This is a genomic window from Cupriavidus cauae, assembly GCF_008632125.1.
Classification (GTDB): Bacteria; Pseudomonadota; Gammaproteobacteria; order Burkholderiales; family Burkholderiaceae; genus Cupriavidus; species Cupriavidus cauae.
Map to the genome: position 1 here is coordinate 80594 of NZ_VWRN01000025.1, position 23664 is coordinate 104257.

At 68.7% G+C, this 23664-nt stretch carries 22 protein-coding genes and 1 riboswitch; of the genes, 10 read left to right on the forward strand and 12 right to left on the reverse strand.

Annotation, left to right across the window (positions count from 1 at the left end):
* Positions 1–326 precede the first annotated feature (326 nt).
* The 3 genes from metX to F1599_RS08445 all read left to right on the forward strand — a co-directional run bounded on the left by metX (position 327) and on the right by F1599_RS08445 (position 3251).
* Positions 327–1556 carry a homoserine O-succinyltransferase MetX gene (gene metX, locus F1599_RS08435; RefSeq protein ID WP_149317257.1) on the forward strand — a complete coding sequence of 410 codons (1230 nt, stop codon included), beginning with the start codon at positions 327–329 and terminating at the stop codon, positions 1554–1556.
* Positions 1553–2176, forward strand: a complete 624-nt coding sequence (metW, locus tag F1599_RS08440; protein WP_006577582.1) for a methionine biosynthesis protein MetW — start codon at positions 1553–1555, stop codon at positions 2174–2176. The genes metX and metW overlap by 4 nt, the downstream gene beginning before the upstream one ends.
* Positions 2177–2426: 250 nt before the next feature.
* Positions 2427–3251, forward strand: a complete 825-nt coding sequence (locus F1599_RS08445) for an acyl-CoA thioesterase (RefSeq protein WP_149317256.1) — start codon at positions 2427–2429, stop codon at positions 3249–3251.
* A gap of 77 nt (positions 3252–3328) precedes the next feature.
* On the opposite strand, the gene F1599_RS08450 is transcribed toward F1599_RS08445, so the two are convergent.
* A complete protein-coding gene (locus tag F1599_RS08450) occupies positions 3329–4660 on the reverse strand; it encodes a muropeptide transporter (RefSeq protein WP_223819531.1) in 1332 nt (443 codons plus the stop codon).
* Between the two features lie 147 nt (positions 4661–4807).
* Between F1599_RS08450 and F1599_RS08455 the strand changes: the two genes are divergently transcribed.
* The gene (locus tag F1599_RS08455; protein ID WP_223819532.1) at positions 4808–5788 is read left to right on the forward strand and encodes a M48 family metallopeptidase; all 981 of its coding nucleotides are present in this window, start codon (positions 4808–4810) and stop codon (positions 5786–5788) included.
* Positions 5789–5941: 153 nt separating this feature from the next.
* Here F1599_RS08455 and argC read toward each other — a convergent pair whose 3' ends face one another.
* Positions 5942–6889, reverse strand: coding sequence for an N-acetyl-gamma-glutamyl-phosphate reductase (gene argC, locus F1599_RS08460; protein ID WP_149317255.1), 948 nt, complete (start codon positions 6887–6889; stop codon positions 5942–5944).
* A gap of 102 nt (positions 6890–6991) precedes the next feature.
* Complete coding sequence (locus F1599_RS08465) at positions 6992–7768, reverse strand: exodeoxyribonuclease III (RefSeq protein WP_053820911.1); 777 nt, start codon at positions 7766–7768, stop codon at positions 6992–6994.
* A 28-nt stretch (positions 7769–7796) separates the two neighbouring features.
* Here F1599_RS08465 and pyrE point away from each other — a divergent pair, with 28 nt between their 5' ends.
* Positions 7797–8480: an orotate phosphoribosyltransferase gene (pyrE, locus tag F1599_RS08470; RefSeq protein WP_150082747.1), complete on the forward strand. Its 684-nt coding sequence runs from the start codon at positions 7797–7799 to the stop codon at positions 8478–8480.
* Between the two features lie 124 nt (positions 8481–8604).
* Here pyrE and F1599_RS08475 read toward each other — a convergent pair whose 3' ends face one another.
* From F1599_RS08475 to F1599_RS08500, 6 genes are all read right to left on the reverse strand, one after another.
* On the reverse strand, positions 8605–9423 hold the full coding sequence (locus tag F1599_RS08475; protein ID WP_150082748.1) for a polyphosphate kinase 2 family protein: 819 nt from the start codon (positions 9421–9423) through the stop codon (positions 8605–8607).
* 51 nt (positions 9424–9474) lie between these two features.
* Positions 9475–10347, reverse strand: coding sequence for a diaminopimelate epimerase (dapF, locus tag F1599_RS08480; protein WP_150082749.1), 873 nt, complete (start codon positions 10345–10347; stop codon positions 9475–9477).
* Between the two features lie 107 nt (positions 10348–10454).
* Positions 10455–11348 carry a lipid A biosynthesis lauroyl acyltransferase gene (locus F1599_RS08485; protein ID WP_149317250.1) on the reverse strand — a complete coding sequence of 298 codons (894 nt, stop codon included), beginning with the start codon at positions 11346–11348 and terminating at the stop codon, positions 10455–10457.
* Positions 11345–12322 (reverse strand): lysophospholipid acyltransferase family protein, encoded by a 978-nt coding sequence (locus F1599_RS08490; protein ID WP_150082750.1) that lies wholly within the window; start codon positions 12320–12322, stop codon positions 11345–11347. Before F1599_RS08490 ends, F1599_RS08485 begins: the two co-directional genes overlap by 4 nt.
* A 9-nt stretch (positions 12323–12331) precedes the next feature.
* The gene (locus tag F1599_RS08495) at positions 12332–13186 is read right to left on the reverse strand and encodes a lysophospholipid acyltransferase family protein (protein WP_149317248.1); all 855 of its coding nucleotides are present in this window, start codon (positions 13184–13186) and stop codon (positions 12332–12334) included.
* A gap of 38 nt (positions 13187–13224) precedes the next feature.
* Positions 13225–13446: a hypothetical protein gene (locus F1599_RS08500; protein WP_149317247.1), complete on the reverse strand. Its 222-nt coding sequence runs from the start codon at positions 13444–13446 to the stop codon at positions 13225–13227.
* Between the two features lie 27 nt (positions 13447–13473).
* Here F1599_RS08500 and metK point away from each other — a divergent pair, with 27 nt between their 5' ends.
* Positions 13474–14637, forward strand: a complete 1164-nt coding sequence (gene metK, locus F1599_RS08505) for a methionine adenosyltransferase (RefSeq protein ID WP_023264748.1) — start codon at positions 13474–13476, stop codon at positions 14635–14637.
* 87 nt (positions 14638–14724) lie between these two features.
* Here metK and F1599_RS08510 read toward each other — a convergent pair whose 3' ends face one another.
* Both F1599_RS08510 and F1599_RS08515 read right to left on the reverse strand, forming a co-directional pair.
* A complete protein-coding gene (locus F1599_RS08510; RefSeq protein ID WP_149317246.1) occupies positions 14725–15153 on the reverse strand; it encodes an Hsp20/alpha crystallin family protein in 429 nt (142 codons plus the stop codon).
* A gap of 31 nt (positions 15154–15184) precedes the next feature.
* Entirely contained in the window at positions 15185–15727 is a 543-nt protein-coding gene (locus tag F1599_RS08515) for an Hsp20/alpha crystallin family protein (protein ID WP_150082751.1), read from the reverse strand.
* A 229-nt stretch (positions 15728–15956) separates the two neighbouring features.
* On the opposite strand from F1599_RS08515, the gene F1599_RS08520 reads away from it, so the two are divergent.
* From F1599_RS08520 to F1599_RS25795, 3 genes are all read left to right on the forward strand, one after another.
* The gene (locus F1599_RS08520; RefSeq protein ID WP_150082752.1) at positions 15957–16910 is read left to right on the forward strand and encodes a Kdo hydroxylase family protein; all 954 of its coding nucleotides are present in this window, start codon (positions 15957–15959) and stop codon (positions 16908–16910) included.
* A gap of 282 nt (positions 16911–17192) precedes the next feature.
* Positions 17193–18752, forward strand: a complete 1560-nt coding sequence (locus F1599_RS08525; protein WP_150082753.1) for a GMC family oxidoreductase — start codon at positions 17193–17195, stop codon at positions 18750–18752.
* A gap of 154 nt (positions 18753–18906) precedes the next feature.
* On the forward strand, positions 18907–19428 hold the full coding sequence (locus tag F1599_RS25795; protein ID WP_190286329.1) for a hypothetical protein: 522 nt from the start codon (positions 18907–18909) through the stop codon (positions 19426–19428).
* A 21-nt stretch (positions 19429–19449) separates the two neighbouring features.
* Here the strand turns inward: F1599_RS25795 and F1599_RS08540 are convergent, their stop codons facing one another.
* Positions 19450–21117 carry an acyl-CoA dehydrogenase family protein gene (locus F1599_RS08540; RefSeq protein WP_150082755.1) on the reverse strand — a complete coding sequence of 556 codons (1668 nt, stop codon included), beginning with the start codon at positions 21115–21117 and terminating at the stop codon, positions 19450–19452.
* Positions 21118–21419: 302 nt separating this feature from the next.
* Positions 21420–21521, forward strand: a riboswitch (TPP riboswitch).
* A gap of 104 nt (positions 21522–21625) precedes the next feature.
* Here F1599_RS08540 and thiC point away from each other — a divergent pair.
* On the forward strand, positions 21626–23524 hold the full coding sequence (gene thiC / locus F1599_RS08545) for a phosphomethylpyrimidine synthase ThiC (protein WP_149317240.1): 1899 nt from the start codon (positions 21626–21628) through the stop codon (positions 23522–23524).
* The last annotated feature ends 140 nt before the right edge of the window (positions 23525–23664 follow it).

A 23664-nucleotide genomic window follows, 5' to 3' on the forward strand; every position in this document is an offset into this window, starting at 1 on the left:
CCCGGCTGCGACCGTCGATATCCCGTTGCCGCGCGCGTCTTCTGCTGATGTCTATCGCTTTGCTCTATAATCTGCCGGTCGCGCCGATTTGATGACTGGCTTGCGGGCGCGCGGCGAGGGAAATTCCTCGCCACTATAAATGCGGCTAAAGAGGTTGGTCGGCGCCCCTCTCCGATTCGCGATTCGACAGGAACGCATTTTCAGGGACAACGCCACCGGCGGCGGACAGCGAAGCATCCGGCGCGACAACAACCCGACTTGGCTGCGTGATTCCAAACGCAAGACCGGTCGGGTTTTTTCATGCCCGTCGCACACGGGCCGCCTACATGACTGACGTTGCCTCGCCGTCCGTAAAGACGGAACCGGCCGCTCCCGCCGCCGTTTCCGCAGATTCCGCCGCCTCCAGCGCCGCGCTGCCGCTGCCGTCCGATTCGGTCGGCATCGTGACGCCGCAGCGCATGCATTTCGCCGAGCCGCTGCCGTTGCGCAACGGCTCGTCGCTGGCCGACTACGACCTGATGGTCGAGACCTACGGCACGCTCAATGCCGCGCGCACCAACGCCGTGCTGGTGTGCCACGCGCTGAACGCCTCGCACCACGTGGCCGGCGTCTACGCGCACGATCCGCGCGACGTGGGCTGGTGGGACAACATGGTCGGCCCCGGCAAGCCGCTCGATACCGACCGCTTCTTCGTGATCGGCATCAACAACCTGGGCTCGTGCTTCGGCTCGACCGGTCCGATGAGCCTGAATCCGGCCACCGGCCAGCCCTTCGGCGCCACCTTCCCGGTGGTCACGGTCGAGGACTGGGTCAATGCGCAGGCGCGCGTGGCCGACGCCTTCGGCATCGAGCAGTTCGCCGCGGTGATGGGCGGCAGCCTCGGTGGCATGCAGGCGCTGGCCTGGAGCCTGATGTATCCCGATCGGCTGCGCCATTGCATCGTGGTGGCCTCGACGCCGAAGCTGTCGGCGCAGAACATCGCCTTCAACGAGGTCGCGCGCAGCGCGATCCTGTCCGACCCCGACTTCCACGGCGGCAACTACTACGCGCATGGCGTCAAGCCCAAGCGCGGCCTGCGCGTGGCCCGGATGATCGGCCATATCACCTACCTGTCCGACGAGGACATGGCGGCGAAATTCGGCCGCGAGCTCAAGGCCGAGGACATCCGCTTCTCGTTCGATGTCGAGTTCCAGGTCGAGAGCTACCTGCGCTACCAGGGCGACAAGTTCGCCGAGTATTTCGACGCCAATACCTATCTGCTGATCACGCGCGCGCTCGATTACTTCGATCCGGCGCTGACGTTCGGCGGCGACCTGACCCGCGCCGTCGCGCATACGAAGGCCAGTTTCCTCGTCGCCAGCTTCACCACAGACTGGCGTTTTGCGCCGAGCCGCAGCCGCGAGCTGGTCAAGGCGCTGCTCGACAACAAGCGGCCGGTCAGCTACGCCGAGATCGATGCCCCGCATGGCCACGACGCCTTCCTGCTCGACGATCCGCGTTACCACAACCTGATGCGCGCCTATTACGAACGCATTGCCCGGGAGATCGGCGCATGAATGCCAAGTCCATCACCGAAGCGGCCAACGGCGTGCTGGCACGGCGGCCGGATTTTCGCGCGATCGCGCGCTGGATCGAACCGAATGCGACCGTGCTCGATCTGGGCTGCGGCGACGGCAGCCTGCTGCGCGTGCTGCAGGACGAGCTCGACGTGCAGGCCTACGGCATCGAGATCCGCGACGAGGGCGTGCTGGCGTGCGCGCAGAAGGGCGTGCATGTCATCCAGCAGAACCTGGAGGGCGGACTCGCGCTGTTCGAGGACAAGAGCTTCGACACCGTGATCCTGTCGCAGACGCTGCAGACGATCCACAACACCGCGCAGGTGCTGCGCGACACGCTGCGCGTCGGCCGCGAGTGCATCGTGTCGTTCCCGAACTTCGGCTACTGGCCGCACCGGCTGTCGGTGTTCCGCGGCCGCATGCCGGTGTCCGAGTCGCTGCCCTACCAGTGGTACGACACGCCCAACGTGCGCGTGCTGACCATCAGCGACTTCGAGGCGCTGGCGCCCAAGGTCGGGCTGCGCATCCTCGATCGCGTGGTGATGCACGAGGGCATCACGGTGAACTGGGGCGTCAACTGGCGCGGCAGCCTGGCGGTGTATCGGGTCTGTTCGGCCTGAGGGCCGGTCCGGGGGACGGTCTGACGAGCCGCCCTGGCTACTTCGGCCTGACTCATCGGCCTGACTGCTCGCCTGACTCCTCGCCTGACTCCTCGCCTGACTGCGCGCCTGACTGCTCGCCTGACTCCCCGGCCCGAGTCTGTTCGGCCCGGGATGGCTTCGGAGGGGGCCGCCGGCACTTGACGAGCGGCCACCCGGACGACTACCGTACGGAAATTCCGAACGATCGTTCGCTTTTCGGCGAGGCCCCATGTCCGCGACATCCGAGCTGCATCCCTTCGACGACGCGATTGCGTTGACCCCCGCCGGCGAGCACCGCTTTACCGGCCGCACCACCGAGTCGTACTGGAACATGATCGGGCCGTACGGCGGCATCACGGCGGCGACGCTGCTGCAGGCGGCGCTGCAGCATCCGCAGCGGCTCGGCGATCCGATCGCGCTGACCGTCAATTTCGCCGGACCGATCGCCGAGGGTCCGTTTACGATCGAGGCGCGGCCCGCGCGCACCAACCGCTCGACCCAGCACTGGTCGCTGGAACTGGTACAGAACGGCGAGGTGGCGACCACCGCCAGCGCGGTGTTCGCCGTGCGGCGCGACACCTGGGGCTGCGGCGAGGCCGTCTTTCCCGACGTGCCGCCGGCCGACGCCATCGCGCCGCTGCCGACCGGCTTCGCGCCGGTGCGCTGGTTCAAGTCCTACGAGATGCGCCCGGTGCGGGGCGCCAAGCCCGCGGCCGAGCCAGGCACCGAGCATCCGGACAGCCTGACCCAGTTCTGGCTGCGCGACCACCCGGCCCGCACGCCCGACTATGCGTCGATCGCGGCCTGGTGCGACAGCTTCTATCCGCGCATCTTCCTCAAGCGCGCCGGCTTCGTGCCGGCCGGCACGGTCTCGCTGACGACCTATTTCCACGCGGATGCCGCCACGCTGGCGGCGCTGGGCGATCGCCACGCGCTGGGCAGCGCGCGGGCGCAGGTATTCCGGCAGGGCTTCTTCGACCAGAGCGCGCAGCTGTGGAGCCCGGACGGCGAGCTGCTGGCCAGCTCGCATCAGATCGTCTACTACAAGCAGTAGACGCGCCGGCTGCCCTCTCCCCAGCCCTCTCCCGCTTGCGGGAGGGAGAGAGGGCAGGGCGGTTGCCTACCCTGGCATCAACCCTCGCGAACGCCCTTGCCCTGTGCCCGGCCATCTGCCGGGAGCGGAACGGCCGAAACGGCGCCGGCCTCGTCGCGCGGCGTACGCGTCTGGCTCTCGTAGCGCTCCACCGTTCCGCGCATGGCGCGCAGCAGCAGCAGCCCCGGCAGCGCCACGACCACCGTGCCCAGGTAGAACGGCGCCCAGCCGAACGATTCGACCAGATAGCCCGAGGTCGGTCCCACATAGACGCGCCCGACCGAGGCCAGCGCCGACAGCAGCGCGTACTGCGTTGCCGAGAACGAGCGGTTGCACAGCGCCATCAGCAGCGCGACGAAGGCCGCGGTGCCCATGCCCCCGCACAGGTTCTCGACCGCGATGGTCGCGCCCATCGACCACAGATGGGCCGGCGTCACCGCCAGCAGCCAGTAGCCGAAGTTCGACACGGCCTGCAGCACGCCGAACAGCATCAGCGAGCGGTACAGGCCCAGCCTGACCATCAGCGTGCCGCCGAACAGCGCGCCGATGATGGTCGCCGCCAGGCCCAGCGTCTTGTTGACGAGCCCGACCTCGCCGGCGGAAAAGCCCACGCCGCGGATCAGGAAGGTGGTCGACAGGCTGCCGGCGAAGGCGTCGCCGAGCTTGTACAGCACGATCAGGCCGAGCAGCCACCACGCGCCGGTGCGTCCGAAGAAGTCGCGCAGCGGACCGACCACCGCCTCCTCCAGCGAGCGCGGCGCGCGCGGCGGCGACTCGGCGCGCGGCGCCCACGGCAGCGTCAGCAGGCCGACCGCCATCAGCGCGGCCATCAGCAGGTACATCTGCTGCCAGCCCAGCACGCGGTCCGCCAGCCACAGCGCCAGGCCGCCCGATACCAGCATCGCCAGCCGGTAGCCGAGCACCTTGACCGCCGCGCCGGCGCCGCGCTCGGCGGGCCGCAGCACGTCGGTGCTGTAGGCGTCGAACACGATGTCCTGCGAGGCCGACAGGAAGGCCACCAGCGTGGCCAGCCCCGCCAGCAGCCACAGCGCCTCGCGCGGCGGGCAGAAGGCCATGCCGGCGATGCCGAGCACCAGGCCGATCTGCGTCAGCAGCAGCCAGCCGCGCCGCCGGTCCAGCAGCGGCGGCGTGTAGCGGTCCATCAGCGGCGCCCACAGGAACTTGAAGATGTAGGCCTGGCCGACCAGCGAGAAGAAGCCGATGGTCTTGATGTCCAGCCCTTCGACCGTCATCCAGGCCTGCAGCGTGCCCGAGGTCAGCGCCAGCGGCAGCCCCGAGGCGAAGCCCAGCGTCAGCATCGCGCCGATGCGGCGATTGCGGAAAATATCGAGATAGTCTTGGAAGGTCATGAAGGCGGGGGCAGGGGCCGGGCGCAGCAGGCGGTTGGAGCGCCTGGAGGGCCCTGGGTGGCGATCGGGCGCCGTGTATTATTGCATCAGCCTTCGTGATGTCTGTCGCATTCTGTTGAAACAATGCCCCTTCCCTTGCGTCTGGCCATGTCCGCTCCCTCCGTTGCCGTTCCCTCATCGCGTTCGCTTGCCCTCGTTGCGCCGCTGCGCCGGCTGACGCTGGCCGTGCTCGGCGCCGTGGCGCTGCTCGGCGCGCCCGCTGTGCTGGCGCAGTCCGACGGCGTCAATGTGCAGCGCGGCGGCGGCGCGGTCAGCCAGCTGGTGCCGGCCGAGGCGATCGAGCAGCAGGCCGCGCAGGAGTACGAGCAGATCAAGCAGGAGGCGCGCGCCAAGGGCGCGCTGGCGCCGTCGAACGATCCGCGCCTGGCGCGCCTGCGCACGATCTCGGAACGCATCCTGCCGCAGGCCGCCCGCTGGAACGACCGCGCCAAGGGCTGGAAGTGGGAGGTCAATCTGATCAAGGCCAAGCAGGTCAACGCGTTCTGCATGCCCGGCGGCAAGATCGCGGTCTATACCGGCTTTCTGGACCAGATCAAGCCGACCGACGACGAGCTGGCGATGGTGATCGGCCACGAGATCGCCCACGCGCTGCAGGAGCATGCCCGCGAGCGCGCCGCCAAGGCCGAGATCACCAACCTCGGCGCCAACGTGATTTCGCAGCTGTTCGGCTTTGGCAATCTGGGCAATCTGGCGCTGGGCACCGGCGCGCATCTGCTGACGCTGAAGTTCTCGCGCTCGGACGAGACCGAGGCCGACCTGGTCGGCATGGATATCGCGGCGCGCGCGGGCTACGATCCGCGCGCCGCGGTGACGCTGTGGCAGAAGATGGGCAAGGTGTCGCAGTCGTCGGCGGCCGGCGCCAGCATGGATTTCCTCTCCACGCACCCGTCGGGCCAGTCGCGCATCGCCGAGTTGCAGCGGCACATGCCCGAGGTGCTGCCGCTGTACGCGCGGGCGATCGGCACCACGGTCGAGCGGTTGCCCGCGTATCGAACCAATATGGGGGGGCTGGCCAACGCGCCGGTCGATCGCGGCGACGAGGACAAGCAGCAGCCGCTCAAGCGGTAGCGCGCCGGCGCCCGGCAGACTTGCCGGAAGCCCGGGGACAAACCGGGCATAAATGGCGCACAGACGGCGCATAGACGGCGCATGAACCCGGTACAAGCACAAACGGCCCCGAATCGGGGCCGTTTGCATCGGTGAGGCAGGAAAGCGAAAGGGTCAGGCGGTCAGCCCGGTCGCCTCATCCGCGCCGATATGCACGTTCATGCATTGCACCGCGGCGCCGGCCGCGCCCTTGCCGAGGTTGTCCAGCCGCGCGATCAGCACGATGCGGTCGGCCGAGCCGAACACGAACAGATCCACGCGATTGGTGTCGTTGTTGGCCTGCACGTCGAAGAAGCCGTTGTCCAGGTGCTCGTCGCTGGCGGCGGGCATCACGCGGACGAACTGCTCGCCCTCGTAGTGCTTGCGGTAGATCTCGGCGATCTGCTCCGGCGTGACCTTGCGCGCCAGGCGATCCGGGAACACCGGCACCGTGACGGCCAGGCCCTTGTAGAACTTGCCGACGATCGGGCTGAAGATCGGCGCCTGCGCGAGGCCGGTCTGCACGCGCATCTCGGGCAGATGCTTGTGCTCGAGTCCCAGCGCGTAGGCGCGGGGGCTGTCGAGCTTCGGATTGCCGCCCGCCTCGAAGTCCGCAATCATCTTCTTGCCGCCGCCGCTGTAGCCGGTCAGCGAGAACGCGGTGACCGGGTAGTCGGGCTGCATCACGCCGGCATCGACCAGCGGACGCACGGCCAGCACGAAGGCGCTGGCGTGGCAGCCCGGCACGGCGATGCGCTTGCTGGCGCGGATCTTCTCGCGCTGGCCGCGCACCAGCTCCGGCAGGCCGTAGGCCCAGTTGTCGGCGGTGCGGAACGCCGTGCTGGCGTCGATCACGCAGGTATTCGGATTGGTCACCAACGACACCGCCTCGCGCGAGGCCACGTCCGGCAGGCACAGGAAGGCCACGTCGGCGGCGTTCAGGAAGCGTGCTCGCTCGGCCGGATCCTTGCGCTTGTCTTCCGCGATGCGCAGCAGTTCGACATCGGAACGGCCGGACAGATAATCGAGCAGCCGGAGGCCGGTGGTGCCTTCCTGGCCGTCGACGAACACTTTGAATGCCATGGTGGACTCGCTTGGTAATACGGGTGAGGGGTGCATTGTAACGAGGATGCCCGGGCACCGCAGCGGCAATCCGCCCCGGCGGCCTGCGTCCGGGCGTTGCCGTTACAGCGGGAAGTCGTAGTCGATCGACAGCGGCGCGTGGTCGCTGAACTTCTCGTCCTTGTAGATCGAGCACGCCTTGGCGGTATCGGCGATCTTCGGCGTGGCCAGGTGATAGTCGATGCGCCAGCCCACGTTCTTCGCGTAGGCCTGGCCGCGGTTGCTCCACCAGGTGTATTGCTCGGGCCGCGGGTCCAGCTTGCGGAACACGTCGACATAGCCGTGCACGTCGAACAGCTCGCCGATCCAGGCACGCTCCTCGGGCAGGAAGCCGGAGTTCTTCAGGTTGCCCTTCCAGTTCTTGATGTCGATTTCCTTGTGCGCGATGTTGACGTCGCCGCACAGCACGATCTCGCGCCCGCTGGCCTTGAGCTGCAGCAGATGGGGCAGGAAGGCCTCCATGAAGCGGTACTTGGCCAGTTGCCGTTCCTCGGAGCTGGAGCCCGACGGCACGTAGACCGAGATCACCGCCAGATGCGGATACTGCACTTCGACATAGCGCCCTTCGCTGTCGAACTCGGCGTTGCCGAAGCCGGTGATCACGCGCTCGGGCTTGTGGCGGGTGTACAGGCCGACGCCGCTGTAGCCCTTCTTCTCGGCGTAGTGGAAGTAGCCGTGATAGCCGTGCGGCGCCAGGAAGGCCTCGGTCATGTCGGCGGCCTGCGCCTTGAGCTCCTGCACGCAGACCATGTCGGCGTCCTGCTTGCCCATCCAGTCGAAGAAGCCTTTCTTGGCCGCCGAGCGGATGCCGTTGAGGTTGGCACTGATAATCCGTAACATCTCGGGAAATTTTTTGAAGAGAGAAAAGATGACGCAGCAAACCACGCCGGCGGCGGACGACCTCAGCCAGACCTTCATCCGCTTCGCGCTGGACGCGGGCGTGCTGTCCTTCGGCGAGTTCGTCACCAAGGCGGGACGCAAATCGCCGTATTTCTTCAACGCGGGGCTGTTCAACGAGGGCGCCACGCTGGGCCAGGTGGCGCAATTCTATGCGAAAACCCTGCTGGCCTCGGGTGTCGCATTCGACATGCTGTTCGGGCCCGCCTACAAGGGCATCACGCTGGCGTCGGCCACCGCGGTGGCGCTGGCGGGCATGGGCCGCAACGTGGGCTTCGCCTACAACCGCAAGGAAGCCAAGGACCACGGCGAGGGCGGCACGCTGGTCGGCGCGAAGCTGCAGGGCAAGGTGGTGATCGTCGACGACGTGATCTCGGCCGGCACCTCGGTGCGCGAATCGGTGCAGATGATCCGCGCCGCCGGCGCCGAGCCGGCCGCGGTGCTGATCGCGCTGGACCGGATGGAGAAAAGCGGCACCGCCGAGCAGATCGGCGCCCATTCCGCGGTGCAGGGCGTGCAGCGCGAATTCGGCGTGCCGGTGATCGCGATCGCCTCGCTGGCGGACCTGCTGGCGTATCTGGACGCCGCGCAGGACCCGGCGCTGGGCGCCTCGCGCGACGCGGTGGCGGCCTATCGCCAGCGCTACGGCGTTTGAACTCGGGGCCTGCGGGGCGGGCCTCGTCAAGCCCCCGCAAGGCCCTCGGCCCTCGGGGCTGCGGGCCCCGCGCCCGTCGGGCCCCAATCCTTGCTTCCCCCGCTCGACTTCGACGACTCGACGACTACTCGACCTTCAGCTTGTCCAGCCCCGGCGCGGACGGCGGATAGGCCGGCTTGAGCCGCGCGAAGGTCTCGCGCAGGATCTCCGCGACCATCAGATTGCGGTGCGTCTTCGAATCGGCGGGAATCACGTGCCAGGGCGCCTCCGGCGTCGCCGTCGCGGCGATCGCGTCCTGGTAGGCGTCCATATAGGCGTCCCAGTGCCGGCGCTCGGCCAGGTCGTTGGGATCGAACTTCCAGTGCTTCTGCGGATCGGCGAGCCGCGCCTCGAGCCGGGACTTCTGCTCGTCCTTCGAAATATGCAGGAAGCACTTGACCAGCGTGGTGCCGGTCTCGACCAGCAGGCTTTCGAAGTGGCGGATCTGCCGGTAGCGGCGCTCGCACTCGGCGGCGTCGATCCAGCCATGCACGCGCGCGATCAGCACGTCCTCGTAGTGGCTGCGGTTGAACACCGCGATCTCGCCGGCGCGCGGCACCTGGGCGTGGACGCGCCACAGGTAGTCGCGCGCCTTCTCCTCCGACGTCGGGGCCTTGAAGCCGACCACGCGCAGCCCCAGCGGATCGAAGCTGCGGAACACGCCGCGCACGGTGCCGTCCTTGCCACTGGTGTCCATGCCCTGCAGGATCACCAGCAGCTTGCGCGACTGCTCGGCGTAGAAGATGTCCTGCTGCTCGTCCAGATGCGTCGACAGCTCGGTCAGGCGGGCCCGGTCGCTGGTCTTGTCGCCGCTGGAGAAGGGCCTGGCGCCCGCATCGAAGCGGTCCAGGCGAAAGCCCTTGCCGTTGGCGATGCGGTAGGGGTCGAGCGGCGTGGCTGGCATGGGCGCTTCTCCGCGTTGGCGCCGGGGTTCCGGCAGGGTCGCTGGGGCAGGTCAGCCGCGCGGCTGCAGCGCGTCCAGATCGATCGAACCTTCGAATACCGTGGTGGCAGGGCCCGTCATCCGCACCGGGGTTCCGTCGCCGTCCCAGGCGATGGTCAGGTCGCCGCCGTGCGTATGCACCTTGACCGGCGAGTCGAGCAGGCCGCGCCGGATGCCGGCGACCACGGCCGCGCAGGCGCCGGTGCCGCAGGCCAGCGTCTCGCCGGAGCCGCGCTCGAACACGCGCAGCCGGATCGTATTGCGGTCGACCACCTGCATGAAGCCGGCATTGACCCGCTTCGGGAACGCGGCATGGTGCTCGATTACCGGGCCGTCCTCGCGCACCGGGAAGCGCTCGGTGTCGTCGACGACCTGCACCGCATGCGGATTGCCCATCGACACCGGCGAAATCCACACGGTGCGGCCATTGGTTTCGATGCCGTACAGCGTGTCGCCGCCCTCGGTGCGCGTCGGCAGCCCCTCGGGCAGGAACGGGATCCGCGCCGGCTCGAACTCGGGCGCGCCCATGTCGACCGTGACCTGGCCGTCGTCGTTCAGCGTCAGCGTGATGACGCCGTTCATCACCTCGACGCGGACCGAGCGCTTGTCGGTCAGGCCGTGGTCGGTGACGAACCGGACGAAGCAGCGCGCGCCGTTGCCGCAGTGCTCGACCTCGCCGCCGTCGGCGTTGAAGATCCGGTAGCGGAAGTCGACATCGGGCCGGGTCGGCTTCTCGACGATCAGGATCTGGTCCGCGCCCACGCCGAAATGCCGGCTCGCCAGCGCGCGCCATTGCTCGGTGCTCAGGTTCAGGGTCTGGTGGATGCCGTCCAGCACGACGAAGTCGTTGCCGGCGCCGTGCATCTTGGTGAACTGGATTTTCATGGCGCGGTTCGGGAAAAGCCGGGACCGGTCAGGACCGGAAGCCGGAAGGCCGCGGGCGGCCGGTGTCGGTGTTCTGGGTTTGCGGCCGCCGCAATGTCGGCCGAACGTCAATATATCTCGGGTTCGCCGGGCGGGCGATGCTTGAAGCGTTTGTGCACCCAGTAGTACTCGGCGATGCGCGGGCGGATGCAGTCCTCGAAGAAGGCGTTCATCCGCCGCGTGTCGTCGGTCACGCTCTCGCCCGGGTAGTTGTCCCAGGCGGGCAGGATGCGCAGCACATAGCCGCGATAGTCGGGCAGCTGCTCGGTATAGATCGGCACGACCTTGGCGCCGGTCAGCCGCGCCAGCCGCGACACCGAGGTCAGCGTCAGCGCCTGCGCGCCGAAGAAGGGCACGAATTCCGAGTCGCGCTCGCCGAAGTCCATGTCGGAGATCAGCTGCAGCGCCTCGCCCTTCTTCAGGCAGCGGATGATGTCGCGCACGCTGTCGTTGCGCGCGATCATGTTGGCGCCGAAGCGGCCACGGGCCTGCTTCAGGAAGCCGTCGAACAGCGCATTCTTCTGCTTGGTGTAGAGCGACGCGCCCGAGCGGCCCACGTGGTCGCGCAGGTAGATCGTCAGCCGGATCGCGCCGGCCTCGACGCCGGACAGGTGCAGCGTGACCAGGATGTGCGGCTCGCCGTCGAGCGCGACCAGGTTGGCCTGGTCGTCGATCTGCACCCAGCGGCGCATCTGTGCCTCGCTGCCGGTCCAGAAGATGCCGCGCTCGGCGAAGCTGCGGAACACCGAGCGGAACGACTGGCGCGACAGCTCGGCGATCTCGGCCTCGGACTTGTCGGGGAAGGCCAGGCGCAGGTTGGCGCGGACCACCTCGCGGCGGCCGCTGGGAAACAGGTACAGCAGGCTGCCGAGACCTTCGCCGAAGCGGGCGACCAGGGGGTAGGGCAGCTTGCCGAGCACGGTCAGCAGACCGATGCCCAGCCAGGTGAAAAGACGGCTCATGGATGCGAAGTCGGGGAAGTCGGTTCCGTGGCGGACAGGTCGGCCGCCCCGGCCGCCGTGGCGGCCGTGGTGGCGCCCGATGCCGGCGGGGCGGGCGGCGTGGATGGCGCGGGCGCCTCGGGCGGCCACGGCGGCGGCAATTCCGCGCCGGCCGGGTGCTTGTAGCGGTTGTAGCCCCACAGGTACTGGGTCGGTGCCAGCCGTACCAGCTCCTCCACCACGCCGTTGATCACGGCGGCGGCGGCGGCCGGATCCTCGGGCAGCGGCTCTTCGATCACACGCAGAAAGGCACGATAGCCGCCGCCGCGCGGCAGACGGATCGAGGCAACGATGGCGACCGGCGCGCCGCTCCATTGCTGCAGCCGCTGCACCAGCGTCATCGTGTACGCGGGACGGCCGAAGAACGGCGCCCACGTGCCCTCGCCGCCGATCGGCACCTGGTCGGGCAGGATGCCGATGGCCTCCTTGCGCTTGAGCGCCTTGACGAGCATGCGCACGCCGCGCGGATTGGCCGGCGCGCTGGTCATGTTCGGGCGGTTGCGCATGCGTTCGACCCAGTCGCGCAGCCAGGGCTGGTGCGGCGGCTTGAACAGCACCGTGACGGGCCGGCGCATCGCATACGACTGGGGCAATACCTCGAAGCAGCCCAGGTGCGGCGTCAGCACGATCACGCCGCGTCCCTGGTCCTGCAGCCGGTCCAGCGCCGGCCAGACCACCTCGTTGAAGTCGTACAGCTTCGCCTTGATGGTGTGCCGGGTCCAGAAATAGGGCATCTCCAGGATCATGCGTCCCATCGAGCGGGCGGCCTCGTTCACCATCTCGTCAGTGGCGTCAGGAAAGGCGTGGCGGAAGTTCTCGGTCAGGCGCGTACCGTAGCGGCCCGGCCACTTGGCTGCCAGCAGGCCCAGCGCGCCGCCGATGGCCTGCAACCAGGCCAGCGGCAGGCGGGAAATCAGCCAGAACAGGTAAGTCATGGGAGTCTGTCACGCGGCTTGGGGCGGGAGCTCCGCACCCGCCGGGTGCTTGTAACGGTTGTAGCCCCACAGGTATTGCGTCGGCGCTTCGGCGACCAGCGATTCGACCGTGCGGTTGAGCACGGTGGCGGCCGCGACGGGATCGTCCGGCAGCTTGTCTTCCAGCACCCGCATGTGGGCGATATAGGTGGCGCCTTGCGCGGTGCGCTCGGCGAAGACCATCGCGATCGGCGCGCCGGTCAGTTGCTGCAGGCGCTGCACCAGCGTCATGGTGTACGCGGGCTTGCCGAAGAACGGCGCCCATACCCCTTCGCCGCCCTTGGGCACCTGGTCGGGCAGGATGCCGATCGACTCGCCGCGCTTGAGCGCCTTGACCAGCGTGCGCACGCCGCGCGGCGTGGCCGCCGCCATCACCAGATTGGGGCGGGTGCGCATGCGCTCGATCCAGTCGCGCAGCCATGGCTGGTGCGGCGGCTTGTACAGCGCGGTCACCCTGTGGCGCAGCGCGTACGCCTGCGGCAGTACTTCGAAGCAACCGAGATGGGGGACCAGCATGATCAGCCCGTTGCCCTTGCCCAGCAGCCGGTCGAGCTCCGGCCAGGTGTGTTCGGAGAACCCGGCCAGCCGCGCCTTCAACGTCCTGCGGCTCCAGAAGTACGGCATCTCCATCACCATGCGGCCGGTTGAGCGCGCCGCCTCGGCCAGCATCTGGTCGGTGGCGTCGGGATAGGCCTGGCGGAAATTCTCGGTGAGTCGCCTGCCGTAGCGGCCCGGCAGGCGCGCGGCCAGCAGGCCGAGCACGCCGCCAATGGCTTGCAGCCATGCCAGCGGCAAGCGGGCAATCAGCCAGAACAGGAAGGTCATGGAGTCCCAACAAGGGGCCGGCCCCGGGCCGGCGTGGTTCATTCTTCCGCGGTTATTGTTTCGCGGCCGCCGCCGATCGCCTCGGCGAGCGCCGATGGCCTCGGCACACCGTTGCGGCGGCGCGTGTGCGGCGCCGCGCAGGCGCGTATAATACCGCGCATCGCCGAGTTAACTGACAACTTGCGGGGCGATACCGTCTCATCAGGACGTGCTGAAAATACCGCTAAAGCGTCGCCGCCCGGACTGAACATGGTTGGCACGCAATAGCTAACCTGGAGAAAAAGTTCGTGGCAAACGACTTCCTCTTTACTTCGGAATCCGTCTCCGAAGGCCATCCCGACAAGGTCGCCGACCAGATTTCCGACGCCGTCCTGGACGCCATCCTGGCCCAGGACAAATACGCGCGCGTCGCCGCCGAAACCCTGTGCAATACCGGGCTGGTGGTATTGGCCGGGGAAATCACCACCACGGCCAACGTCGACTATATCCAGGTCGCGCGCGAAACCATCAAGCGCATCGGCTACGACAACACCGATTACGGCATCGATTACAAGGGCTGCGCCGTGCTGGTGGCCTACGACAAGCAATCGCCCGATATCGCGCAGGGCGTCGACCGTGCCTCGGACGATTATCTGAACCAGGGCGCCGGCGACCAGGGCCTGATGTTCGGCTATGCCTGCGACGAGACCCCGGAACTGATGCCGTTCCCGATCTACTACTCGCACCGCCTGGTCGAGCGCCAGTCGCAGCTGCGCCGCGACGGCCGCCTGCCCTGGCTGCGTCCGGACGCCAAGTCGCAGGTCACCGTGCGCTATGTCGACGGCCGTCCGCACAGCGTCGACACCGTGGTGCTGTCGACCCAGCACGCGCCGGACATCACCCAGGCGCAGATCCGCGAGGCGGTGATCGAGGAGATCATCAAGCCGGTGCTGCCGCCCGAGATGCTCAAGGACACCAAGTACCTGGTGAACCCGACCGGCCGCTTCGTCATCGGCGGCCCGCAGGGCGACTGCGGACTGACCGGCCGCAAGATCATCGTCGACACCTATGGCGGCGCGGCGCCGCACGGCGGCGGCGCGTTCTCGGGCAAGGACCCGTCCAAGGTCGACCGCTCGGCGGCCTACGCGGCCCGCTATGTGGCCAAGAACGTGGTGGCCGCGGGCCTGGCGCGCCAGTGCCAGGTGCAGGTCAGCTACGCGATCGGCGTGGCGCGCCCGATCAACGTGACGGTCTACACCGAAGGCACCGGCAAGATCTCGGACGAGGCGATCGCCAAACTGGTGATGGAGCACTTCGACCTGCGGCCCAAGGGCATCGTGCAGATGCTGGACCTGCTGCGCCCGATCTACGAGAAGACCGCCGCCTACGGCCACTTCGGCCGCGAGGAGCCGGAATTCTCGTGGGAAGCCACCGACAAGGCCGCGGCACTGCGCGCGGCGGCCGGGCTGTAATCCTTCCTGGTGTTCTCCCCTCTCCCGCCCGCGGGAGAGGGGCCGGGGAGGGCAGCGGCGGCCCAAAGGCCACCGCCGCCCTCACTCTCACCCTACCTTCACTTCGATCCGACGCGGCTGCGCTTCGGCCTGCTTCGGAATCCGCAGATTCAGCACGCCGTCCTTCAGCACCGCCGAGATCGCGCTGCTGTCCAGCTCGCGGCTCAGCGTGAAGACGCGCTTGTAACGGGCGATCTGCACCTCGGCATAGACCGGCTCCAGCCCTTCGGGCATCTCCTGGCGAATCTCGCCCTCGATGGTCAGGCTGTCGCGGTCGGCGCGCACCTGCAGCGTGTCGCGCGACACGCCCGGCAGATCCGCCAGCAGCGTGATGCCGGTCGAATCCTCGGTCACGTCCACGCGCGGCAACAGCGTCGCGTTGGCGGCCGCATTGCCGTTGTCGTTCTTCCCGCCGACGTTCGCGTTCACGTTCAGGTTCCGGTCCTGGTCGGTCCGGGTGACGGCTTGATCGTTCATGATGAACCTCCTGCTCGGTGCAATCATCGGGTCAGTTCACGGTGATCCGGCGCGGCTGGGCCGATTCCTGGCGAGCGATCGAGATCCGCAGCAGCCCGTCGCGATAGGTGGCGTCGATCCGGGCGGTATCGACGTCCTCTGGCAGCGAAATCACGCGCCGGAAGCTGCCGTTGAAGCGCTCCCGCACATAGACGTTGGTGTCCTCGCCCAGCCTTGAAGAGCCCGAGCCCGAGCCCGACTGGCCCTGCTGGTCGGCCTGCTGACTGGCCGACGGGTCGGTCTGCCCGCTCTGCGCGGTTTGTGGCTGCGTGCCCTGCATCTGCGCGCTGCGCTGGCCGGCGATGGTCAGCAGGCCGCGGTCGACGCTGACGTCGAGCGTGGACGGATCGATACCCGGCGCGAAGGCATAGACCTCGACGCTGGACGGCGTCATGCCGATGTTGACGGCAGGAAACGCGCCGCGCGCCACCGCGCGGATGCTGCTCGGCGTCGAGAGGAACTGTTGCAGTTCGCGCTGCAGCCGGTCGAACTCGGCAAACAGGCTGCCCGGAGAACTCAGCAACGATGCGTACATGGCATTACCTCCTTGCTCCTTGCTACTCCTAGCGACTCGTATTCGGACCGGCGCGGCCGGCCCCCCGCGTGCCGGCGCTGGCCGGCGCGCTTCGTCACGAATGTAGTGTCGGACGACGTCGCTTCAAGAGCCGAAAACATGGCGCGACGCTGGCGCGCCAAGCGTGCCGTGGCGCGGCGGTAGAATCGCGCCATCAGGCGTGGCACACGCCAGCATGCCGAGGAATCCCATGTCCGTTCAAACCGCTGTCCCTCCCGTCGCGCCTTCGACCGGCGCGGCGCCGTCCGCCGCTGCCGGCGGGCTCGACCTGATCCGCCCGCAGCCTTATACCGACTGGGCGCCGCAGCTGCGCGCCGAAACGGCCGCGGGCCTGCGCCGCGAGCTCGAGCAGGGCGCGGTGCTGTACTTCCCCGACCTGCATTTCCGCTTCGAACCGGGCGAGGAGCGCTTCCTCGACAGCCGCTGGTCGGATGGCAAGTCCAAGAACATCAACCTGCGCGCCAACGACACCGCGGTGCGCGGTGCCGTGGGCAGCCCCCAGGATCTCGCCGACCTGTACGCGCTGATCCGGCGCTATGCCGAATACAGCGAGCGGCTGGTGCTGGCGCTGTTCCCCGAATACGGCCCGCATCTGGAGCGCGCCGGCACCTCGCTGCGGCCCAGCGAAATCGCCGGGCGCCCGGTCAGCTGGCGCAAGGACGATACGCGGCTGCACGTGGACTCGTTCCCGTCCAATCCGATGCTGGGCAAGCGCCTGCTGCGCGTCTTCCACAACATCGATCCGCAGGCGCCGCGGGTGTGGCGCGTCGGCGAGCCGTTCGCCGATTTCGCCAGGCGCTTCGTGCCGCGCACCAAGGGCATGTGGCCGGGACAGGCCTGGCTGATGAAGCAGCTGCATATCACCAAGCGCGAGCGCTCGGAATACGACCACCGCATGCTGCAACTGCACGACATGGCCAAGGCCGACCTGGACTACCAGGCCAAGGTGCCCCAGCAGGAATTCCACTTCCCGCCGGGTTCCACCTGGATCGTCTTCAGCGATCAGGTGCTGCACGCCGCGATGCGCGGCCGCGCGATGATGGAGCAGACCTACTACCTCGATCCGCGCGCGATCTCGGACCACACGCACTCGCCGGAAGCGGTGCTGTCGCGGATGCTGGGCAAGCCGATGCTGAAGGCGTAATACCGGCCGCAAGGGCGGGGCGCGCGCGCGTCCTGCCTACTTTTTCCTGCCATTCCCCCCGCCTTTTCCCGGCATTCCCGCCATTTCCGCCGAGCGTTCGCCGCGTTTCCCCCCGCGTTTTCGCCGGGCTCGATCGGCCCCTCCGCGTTCTCCTTCTGCCCCTCGACAAAGCGCCTACACTGGGCAGCATAGACCGCGTTCGCGCCCCGTCCGCCGGCCCTGCGTGGCGGCCCGATGCGCGAAGCAAGCGGCGCGCCGACTTGCCATCGTGCGAGGGGACAAATGGACACCAGTTTCGATTACATCGTGATCGGGGGCGGCGCGGCGGCGTGCGCGCTGGCCGGCAGGCTCGCCGACAGCGGCAGCGAATCGATCGCCCTGCTCGAGGCCGCCTGGCCCGACGATGACGCGCCGGACTGGGGTCCCTATCTGCGCGGCGCGCCATCCGACTACGACGGCTGGGCCGAGGCCGGCTGCGACGGCTGGTCCTGGGACGACGTGCTGCCGTGCTTTCGCCGCGCCGAATGCAACACCCGCGTGATGGGCCGCGACGATGACCCCTGGCATGGCGGCAACGGTCCGCTGCATGTCGGCGATCCCTCCGCGCCTTCGCCGCTGGCCCGCTACTTCGTCGAGTCCGCGGCCCACGCCGGCCACCCGCGCAACGACGACTTCAATGGCCCCCGGCAGGAGGGCGTCGGCTGGTTCCAGAGCGCGCGCCATCGCGGCGAGCCGTGGAGCGCGGCGCGTGCCTATCTGCATCGCGGCGTCGGCGGCAACCTGCAGGTCCTGCACGGCATGCAGGCGCAGCGCATTCTCTTCGAAGGCCGCCGCGCGGTCGGCGTGCAGGCGCTGCGCCACGGACGCCTCGTCCAGTTGCGCGCGCGGCGCGAGGTGGTGCTCGCCGCCGGCGCGATCGGTTCGCCGCAACTGCTGATGGTCTCCGGTATCGGGCCCGCCGATCATCTGCGCGAGCACGGCATCGGCGTCGTGCAGCATCTGCCCGGCGTGGGTTTGAATCTGCAGCAACCGGTCGGCATGCTGCTGCACAAGCGCGGGCCGACGCCGCCGTCGCTGCGGCAATCGTTCGGGCCGCGTTTTCTCGGCGGCGATTCGTCGATCGGCAGGTCGCTCGCCGCGGCGTGGCACTGGCTGCGGCATGGGGCCGGACTCGGCGGGCGGCGCAACACGCTGGCGCAGGCGGAGCCCGTCAGCGCGGGCGCGCTGCTCAGGAGCCAGCCCGAACTGTCCGAACCGGATCTGCAACTGCGCTTCGTGGTCGGGCCGGGCCATGCGCGCGGCGATGGGGACTGGCATGGCCAGAGCTACGGCTGCCGCGTGCTGCTGCTGCGTCCGCGCAGCCGCGGACGGTTGCGGCTGGCGGGCAGCGATCCGCAGCGGCGGCCGCTGGTCGAGGCCGGCCTGCTCGGCGATGCGCAGGACGTGCGCGACCTGATCGCGGGCGTGGCGCTGGTGCGGCGCATCCTCGCGCAGCCGCCGCTGGCCGCGTTCGGCGGCAAGGCGCTGTATTGCGGCGGCGTGCGCGCCGATCCCGATGACGACGCGGCCATCGACGCGCTGGTCCGCGCCCATGCGGAAGGCGCGGAGCGGCCGGCCGGCACCTGCCGGATGGGCATCGATGCGCTGTCGGTGGTCGATCCGCAATTGCGCGTGCGTGGGGTCGAGGCGCTGCGCGTGGCCGATGCATCGATCATGCCGACGCTGGCCGGCGGCGATGCCGATGCGCCGGCGATCATGATCGGCGAGCGCGCGCACGATCTGATCCGCCACGGTCCGCGGGTACGGCTGCGTGCGCTGGAGACCTTGCTGGCGCGCGCCTGAGCGGCGCGCTGCGAAAGGCGGCCGCCGGTTTTTCCAACAATTGCCGCATTCCTTTCCCTTTTCGGTACGCCGGTACAGGCGCAGCGGCCCGCTTGGCCCGCGCGGCCGGGCGGAAGCCTTACCCTGTGGGCCCACCATGGAAGGGAGAGCCACCGTGCAATACACAAGGACAAGCAGGGCCGCGGTCTCGCATGCCGGCTGGCCGGACGTGGACACGCGCCATCGCCAGCCGCCCGCCAGCACCGCCAGCACCGCCAGCACCGCCACCGCCGCCACCGCCGCCACCGCCACCACCGCCACCACCGCCGCCACCGCCGCCACCGCCGCCACCGCCACCACCACCACGGCCCTGCTGCCGTCCCATCGCATCGACTGGATCGAAAGCGACGGCAACCACGCCCCCGATCCTGGCGCCGACGGATTGCGGCGTGTCTGGATCGCCCTCGGGGCCTTGACGCGCCATCATCGCGCGCTGGCGACCGTGGTCATGGCCACGGCGATGTCGCTGCCGATCGGCCTGGCGGGCGCCGTTGTGCTGGTCCGCGGCGACCCGCGATCGCTCAACCCGGGCGTGGCAATGATCATCGCGGCCACGGGCCTGTGGTGCGGCACCTGCTGCCTGTCCTGTCTGGATGAATGCCGGCGCCTGCTGCGCGACAGCGAGTCCAACGAGTAGTCCTGAGCGCAACGCCTGCAATCAAGCCGGCCAGGCCCGCTCGATCAGTCGTCCCAGCTGCGCCGCGCTGCCGTCGAGCGTGCCGAACACGCGCCCATGCTGCCGCTCGAGCCGGCTGGCGACGAAGCGCTCGGCGCTGTCGGCATCGGCATGCGCGAGCATCAGCGCCGCCTGCGCGGTCAGCACCAGGCCCTGGGCGAAACGGCGCGCGCAGGTCTCCTGCTCTTCCGACGCGGCGCGCAGCATCGCCTGCAGCGAAGCGAGTTCGGCACGCACCGCGGCATGCCCGCCGGCGCGCTGGCCCAGGTCCTGCAGCAGACGCAGCGCATCGTCGGGACTGCGCTGGATCGCGCGCAGCACGTCCAGGCACATGATGTTGCCCGACCCTTCCCAGATCGAATTGACCGGCGCCTCGCGGTAGAGCCGCGCCATCGGCCCTTCCTCGACGTAGCCGTTGCCGCCCCAGACCTCCATTGCCTCGCCGGTCGCCTCGATCGCGCGCTTGCAGATCCAGAACTTGGCGGCGGGCGTCACGATGCGCTTCCACGCCCCGGCCAGCGGGTCGGTGGCGGCATGCTCGAACGCATGCGCGAGCTCCATCATCAGCAGCGTCGCGGCCTCGCTCTCGAGCGCGAGATCGGCCAGCACATTGCGCATCAGCGGCTGATCGGCAAGCCGCTTGCCGAAGGCGCTGCGATGGCGCGCATGGTGGATCGACTGCACCAGCGCGGTTCGCAGCAGCGCCGCGCTGCCGATCACGCAATCGAGCCGGGTATTGGTGGCCATCTCGATGATGGTCGGAATGCCGCGGCCTTCCTCGCCGATCAGGATGCCGCTGGCGCCGCGGAATTCGACCTCGCTGCTGGCGTTGGAGCGGTTGCCGAGCTTGTCCTTGAGCCGCTGGATCTGGATCGCGTTGCGGCTGCCGTCGTCGCGAAAGCGCGGCACGAAGAAGCACGACAGCGGTCCGTCCTCGGCGCCCGTGCGGGCCACCACCAGATGCGCGTCGCACATCGGCGCGGAGAAGAACCACTTGTGGCCGGTCAGCGCGTACTCGGCGCCGCGACCCTCGCCGCGCACCGGCCGCGCCACCGTGGTGTTGGCGCGCACGTCCGAGCCTCCCTGCTTCTCGGTCATGCCCATGCCGATCATCACCGCGCGCTTGTCGCGCCAGGGCAGGTCCTCGGGATCGTGCGCGGTGGCGTACAGCCGCGGCGCCAGTTCGCTGAACAGCGCGGCCTCCTTCTGCAGCACAGGGATGCTGGCGAAGGTCATCGTCGCCGGGCACAGCGAGCCCGATTCGAGCTGCGCCTGCAGGAAATAGCCGGCGGTGCGCGCGGCCCAGGCGCCGGGACGCGGCTGCGCGAACGGCAACGCGTGCAGCTGGCGGCTGCGCAGCAGCGACAGCAGCGCATGCCAGCTCGGGTCGAAGCGGACCTGGTCGATCCGTTCGCCGGTGCGGCTGTGGGTGTGCAGTTCGGGCGGATGGCGATTGGCCTGGTCGGCCCAGGCCTGGACCTCGGGCTGGCCCAGCGTCGCGCCGAACTCGCGCAGTTCGCCGGCATGCCAGCCGCCGCCGAGGCGTTCGAGCGCGGCGCCGAGCGCGGTGTCGATGGCGAACGGATTGTGGTGCGCCAGGTCGGGGACCTGGTTGAAGACGCGGTGGGTGGCGGCGTCGCTGGTGCTCATGGTGTCTCCTGTGGCGGACGGTCCTGTCTCTGCCCATGCCGTTGCCGTTGCAATCGTTGGCGGCCTGCGATCGTTGGCGCCGGATCCGTCGGCGGCCAATCGTCGGCGACCAATCCTCGCCGGCCCGGCGCGCGTGCGCAAGCACGCTGTCTGCATGGTAGAGCAACGCGCGAGCCGCCGGCTGCGGCGGACGCAGGCGGCCCGGGCGTCACGCCGACGGCCGATCCGATACCGCAGCGCACCACAGTCCGAATGAAACAAGGCTGGCGCAGCCAGTCCCCTTGTGCTTAAATTGGCCCCGTTGGATGAAACAGGGGTGCCGTGCGGATTGGCCGCGCGGCTGAGAGAGTCCCTTCGAACCCGATCCGGTTAGTACCGGCGTGGGAAGTTTCACTGAAGACCGCAGTTCCCGCCGGCGCGCATTCCAGCCGCGCCAGCATGGTCCCCGAGGGACATGCTCACAGGACTCCTGGTTTCGTCCATCCCCCAAAGAGAGAGGACGATATCCATGGCCCGCAATCACGCCGCCCCCGCCGCATCCTTCGAATCGCTCGAAAGCGATCTCGACCAGAAGTTCGCCTATCCCGCTTCGACCAAGACCTATCTGACCGGCAGCCGTCCGGACATCCGCGTGCCGATGCGCACCATCCTGCAGACTGCCACGCGCACCGAGCACGGCGAGATGCCGAACCCGCCGATCCCGGTCTACGACACCTCGGGCCCGTACAGCGACCCGGACGTGCGCATCGACCTGAAGGCCGGCCTGCCGCCGGTGCGAGCCAAATGGATCGAGGAACGCGGCGATACCGAGGTGCTGCCGGGCCTGTCGTCCGAGTACGGCCGCGCGCGGGCCAACGATCCGGCCACCGCGCACCTGCGTTTCGCGCAGCTGACCAATCCGCGCCGCGCCAAGGCCGGCGCCAATGTCACGCAGATGCACTACGCCCGCCGCGGCATCGTCACGCCCGAGATGGAATACATCGCGCTGCGCGAATCGCTGAACCTGCAGGCGCTGTACGACAAGCCCGAGTACAAGGCGCTGCTGCGCCAGCATCCCGGCAATGCGCTGGGCGCCGGCCTGCCGCTGCGGCCGGAGGACATCACGCCGGAATTCGTGCGCCAGGAAGTGGCCGCCGGCCGCGCGATCATCCCCGCCAACATCAACCACACGGAACTCGAGCCGATGATCATCGGCCGCAATTTCCGCGTGAAGATCAACGGCAACCTGGGCAATTCGGCGGTGACCTCGTCGCTGGCCGAGGAAGTCGAGAAGATGGTCTGGTCGATCCGCTGGGGCGCCGACACCATCATGGACCTGTCCACCGGCAAGCATATCCATGAGACGCGCGAATGGATCCTGCGCAATTCGCCGGTGCCGATCGGCACGGTGCCGATCTACCAGGCGCTGGACAAGACCGGCGGCATCGCCGAGGACCTGACCTGGGAGATGTTCCGCGACACGCTGATCGAGCAGGCCGAGCAGGGCGTGGACTACTTCACGATCCACGCCGGCGTGCTGCTGCGCTATGTGCCGCTGACCGCCGACCGCGTGACGGGCATCGTCTCGCGCGGCGGCTCGATCATGGCCAAATGGTGCCTGGCCCACCACAAGGAAAACTTCCTGTACACGCACTTCGACGAGATCTGCGAAATCATGAAGGCCTACGACGTGTCGTTCAGCCTCGGCGACGGCCTGCGTCCGGGCTGCATCGCCGACTCGAACGACGAGGCGCAGTTCGGCGAACTGCGCACGCTGGGCGAGCTGACCGCCAAGGCGTGGAAGCACGACGTGCAGGTGATGATCGAAGGCCCGGGCCACGTGCCGCTGCAACGCATCCAGGCCAACATGGACGAGGAACTCAAGCACTGCTACGAGGCCCCGTTCTACACGCTCGGACCGCTGGTCACCGACATCGCCCCCGGCTACGACCACATCACCAGCGGCATCGGCGCGGCCAATATCGGCTGGATGGGCACGGCGATGCTGTGCTACGTCACGCCGAAGGAGCACCTGGGCCTGCCGGACAAGGAAGACGTGCGCGAGGGCATCATCACCTACAAGATCGCCGCGCATGCCGCCGATCTGGCCAAGGGCTGGCCGGGCGCGCAGCTGCGCGACAACGCGCTGTCGAAGGCGCGCTTCGAGTTCCGCTGGGAAGACCAGTTCAACCTGGGTCTCGATCCGGAGCGCGCGCGTTCGTTCCACGATGCGACGCTGCCGGCCGAGGGCGCCAAGATCGCGCACTTCTGCTCGATGTGCGGTCCGAAGTTCTGCTCGATGAAGATCACGCAGGACGTGCGCGACTACGCCGCGTCGCTGAAGGAGGCGGGCGCCGACGAGGCCGAGCGCGGCATGCAGGAGAAGTCGATCGAGTTCGTCCGGCAGGGCGGCAAGATCTACTCGTAAGGGACGGGGCCGTCGTTCCCGCGAAGGCGGGAACCAGCGAGCTGGCTCTCCACGAGGGGCAGGGGCGCTGGGCTCCGCGCGCGCGGGGCGACGGCCGTTTCCCGCTCCGCCCTGACGTTCCCCGGCTCCCCATGGCCGGG

What these genes read in the sequence shown, in the direction of transcription:
- F1599_RS08515 (WP_150082751.1), bottom strand. Translation starts at nt 15,727, where the DNA reads ATGTACGCATCGTTGCTGAGTTCTCCGGGCAGCCTGTTTGCCGAGTTC.
- F1599_RS08465 (WP_053820911.1), bottom strand. Translation starts at nt 7,768, where the DNA reads ATGTTACGGATTATCAGTGCCAACCTCAACGGCATCCGCTCGGCGGCC.
- argC (WP_149317255.1), bottom strand. Translation starts at nt 6,889, where the DNA reads ATGGCATTCAAAGTGTTCGTCGACGGCCAGGAAGGCACCACCGGCCTC.
- thiC (WP_149317240.1), top strand. Translation starts at nt 21,626, where the DNA reads ATGGCCCGCAATCACGCCGCCCCCGCCGCATCCTTCGAATCGCTCGAA.
- F1599_RS08485 (WP_149317250.1), bottom strand. Translation starts at nt 11,348, where the DNA reads ATGAGCCGTCTTTTCACCTGGCTGGGCATCGGTCTGCTGACCGTGCTC.
- F1599_RS08450 (WP_223819531.1), bottom strand. Translation starts at nt 4,660, where the DNA reads ATGACCTTCCAAGACTATCTCGATATTTTCCGCAATCGCCGCATCGGC.
- F1599_RS08540 (WP_150082755.1), bottom strand. Translation starts at nt 21,117, where the DNA reads ATGAGCACCAGCGACGCCGCCACCCACCGCGTCTTCAACCAGGTCCCC.
- F1599_RS08495 (WP_149317248.1), bottom strand. Translation starts at nt 13,186, where the DNA reads ATGACCTTCCTGTTCTGGCTGATTGCCCGCTTGCCGCTGGCATGGCTG.
- metW (WP_006577582.1), top strand. Translation starts at nt 1,553, where the DNA reads ATGAATGCCAAGTCCATCACCGAAGCGGCCAACGGCGTGCTGGCACGG.
- F1599_RS08455 (WP_223819532.1), top strand. Translation starts at nt 4,808, where the DNA reads ATGTCCGCTCCCTCCGTTGCCGTTCCCTCATCGCGTTCGCTTGCCCTC.
- F1599_RS08490 (WP_150082750.1), bottom strand. Translation starts at nt 12,322, where the DNA reads ATGACTTACCTGTTCTGGCTGATTTCCCGCCTGCCGCTGGCCTGGTTG.
- pyrE (WP_150082747.1), top strand. Translation starts at nt 7,797, where the DNA reads ATGACGCAGCAAACCACGCCGGCGGCGGACGACCTCAGCCAGACCTTC.
- F1599_RS08475 (WP_150082748.1), bottom strand. Translation starts at nt 9,423, where the DNA reads ATGCCAGCCACGCCGCTCGACCCCTACCGCATCGCCAACGGCAAGGGC.
- F1599_RS08445 (WP_149317256.1), top strand. Translation starts at nt 2,427, where the DNA reads ATGTCCGCGACATCCGAGCTGCATCCCTTCGACGACGCGATTGCGTTG.
- F1599_RS08510 (WP_149317246.1), bottom strand. Translation starts at nt 15,153, where the DNA reads ATGAACGATCAAGCCGTCACCCGGACCGACCAGGACCGGAACCTGAAC.
- F1599_RS08525 (WP_150082753.1), top strand. Translation starts at nt 17,193, where the DNA reads ATGGACACCAGTTTCGATTACATCGTGATCGGGGGCGGCGCGGCGGCG.
- metX (WP_149317257.1), top strand. Translation starts at nt 327, where the DNA reads ATGACTGACGTTGCCTCGCCGTCCGTAAAGACGGAACCGGCCGCTCCC.
- F1599_RS08520 (WP_150082752.1), top strand. Translation starts at nt 15,957, where the DNA reads ATGTCCGTTCAAACCGCTGTCCCTCCCGTCGCGCCTTCGACCGGCGCG.
- dapF (WP_150082749.1), bottom strand. Translation starts at nt 10,347, where the DNA reads ATGAAAATCCAGTTCACCAAGATGCACGGCGCCGGCAACGACTTCGTC.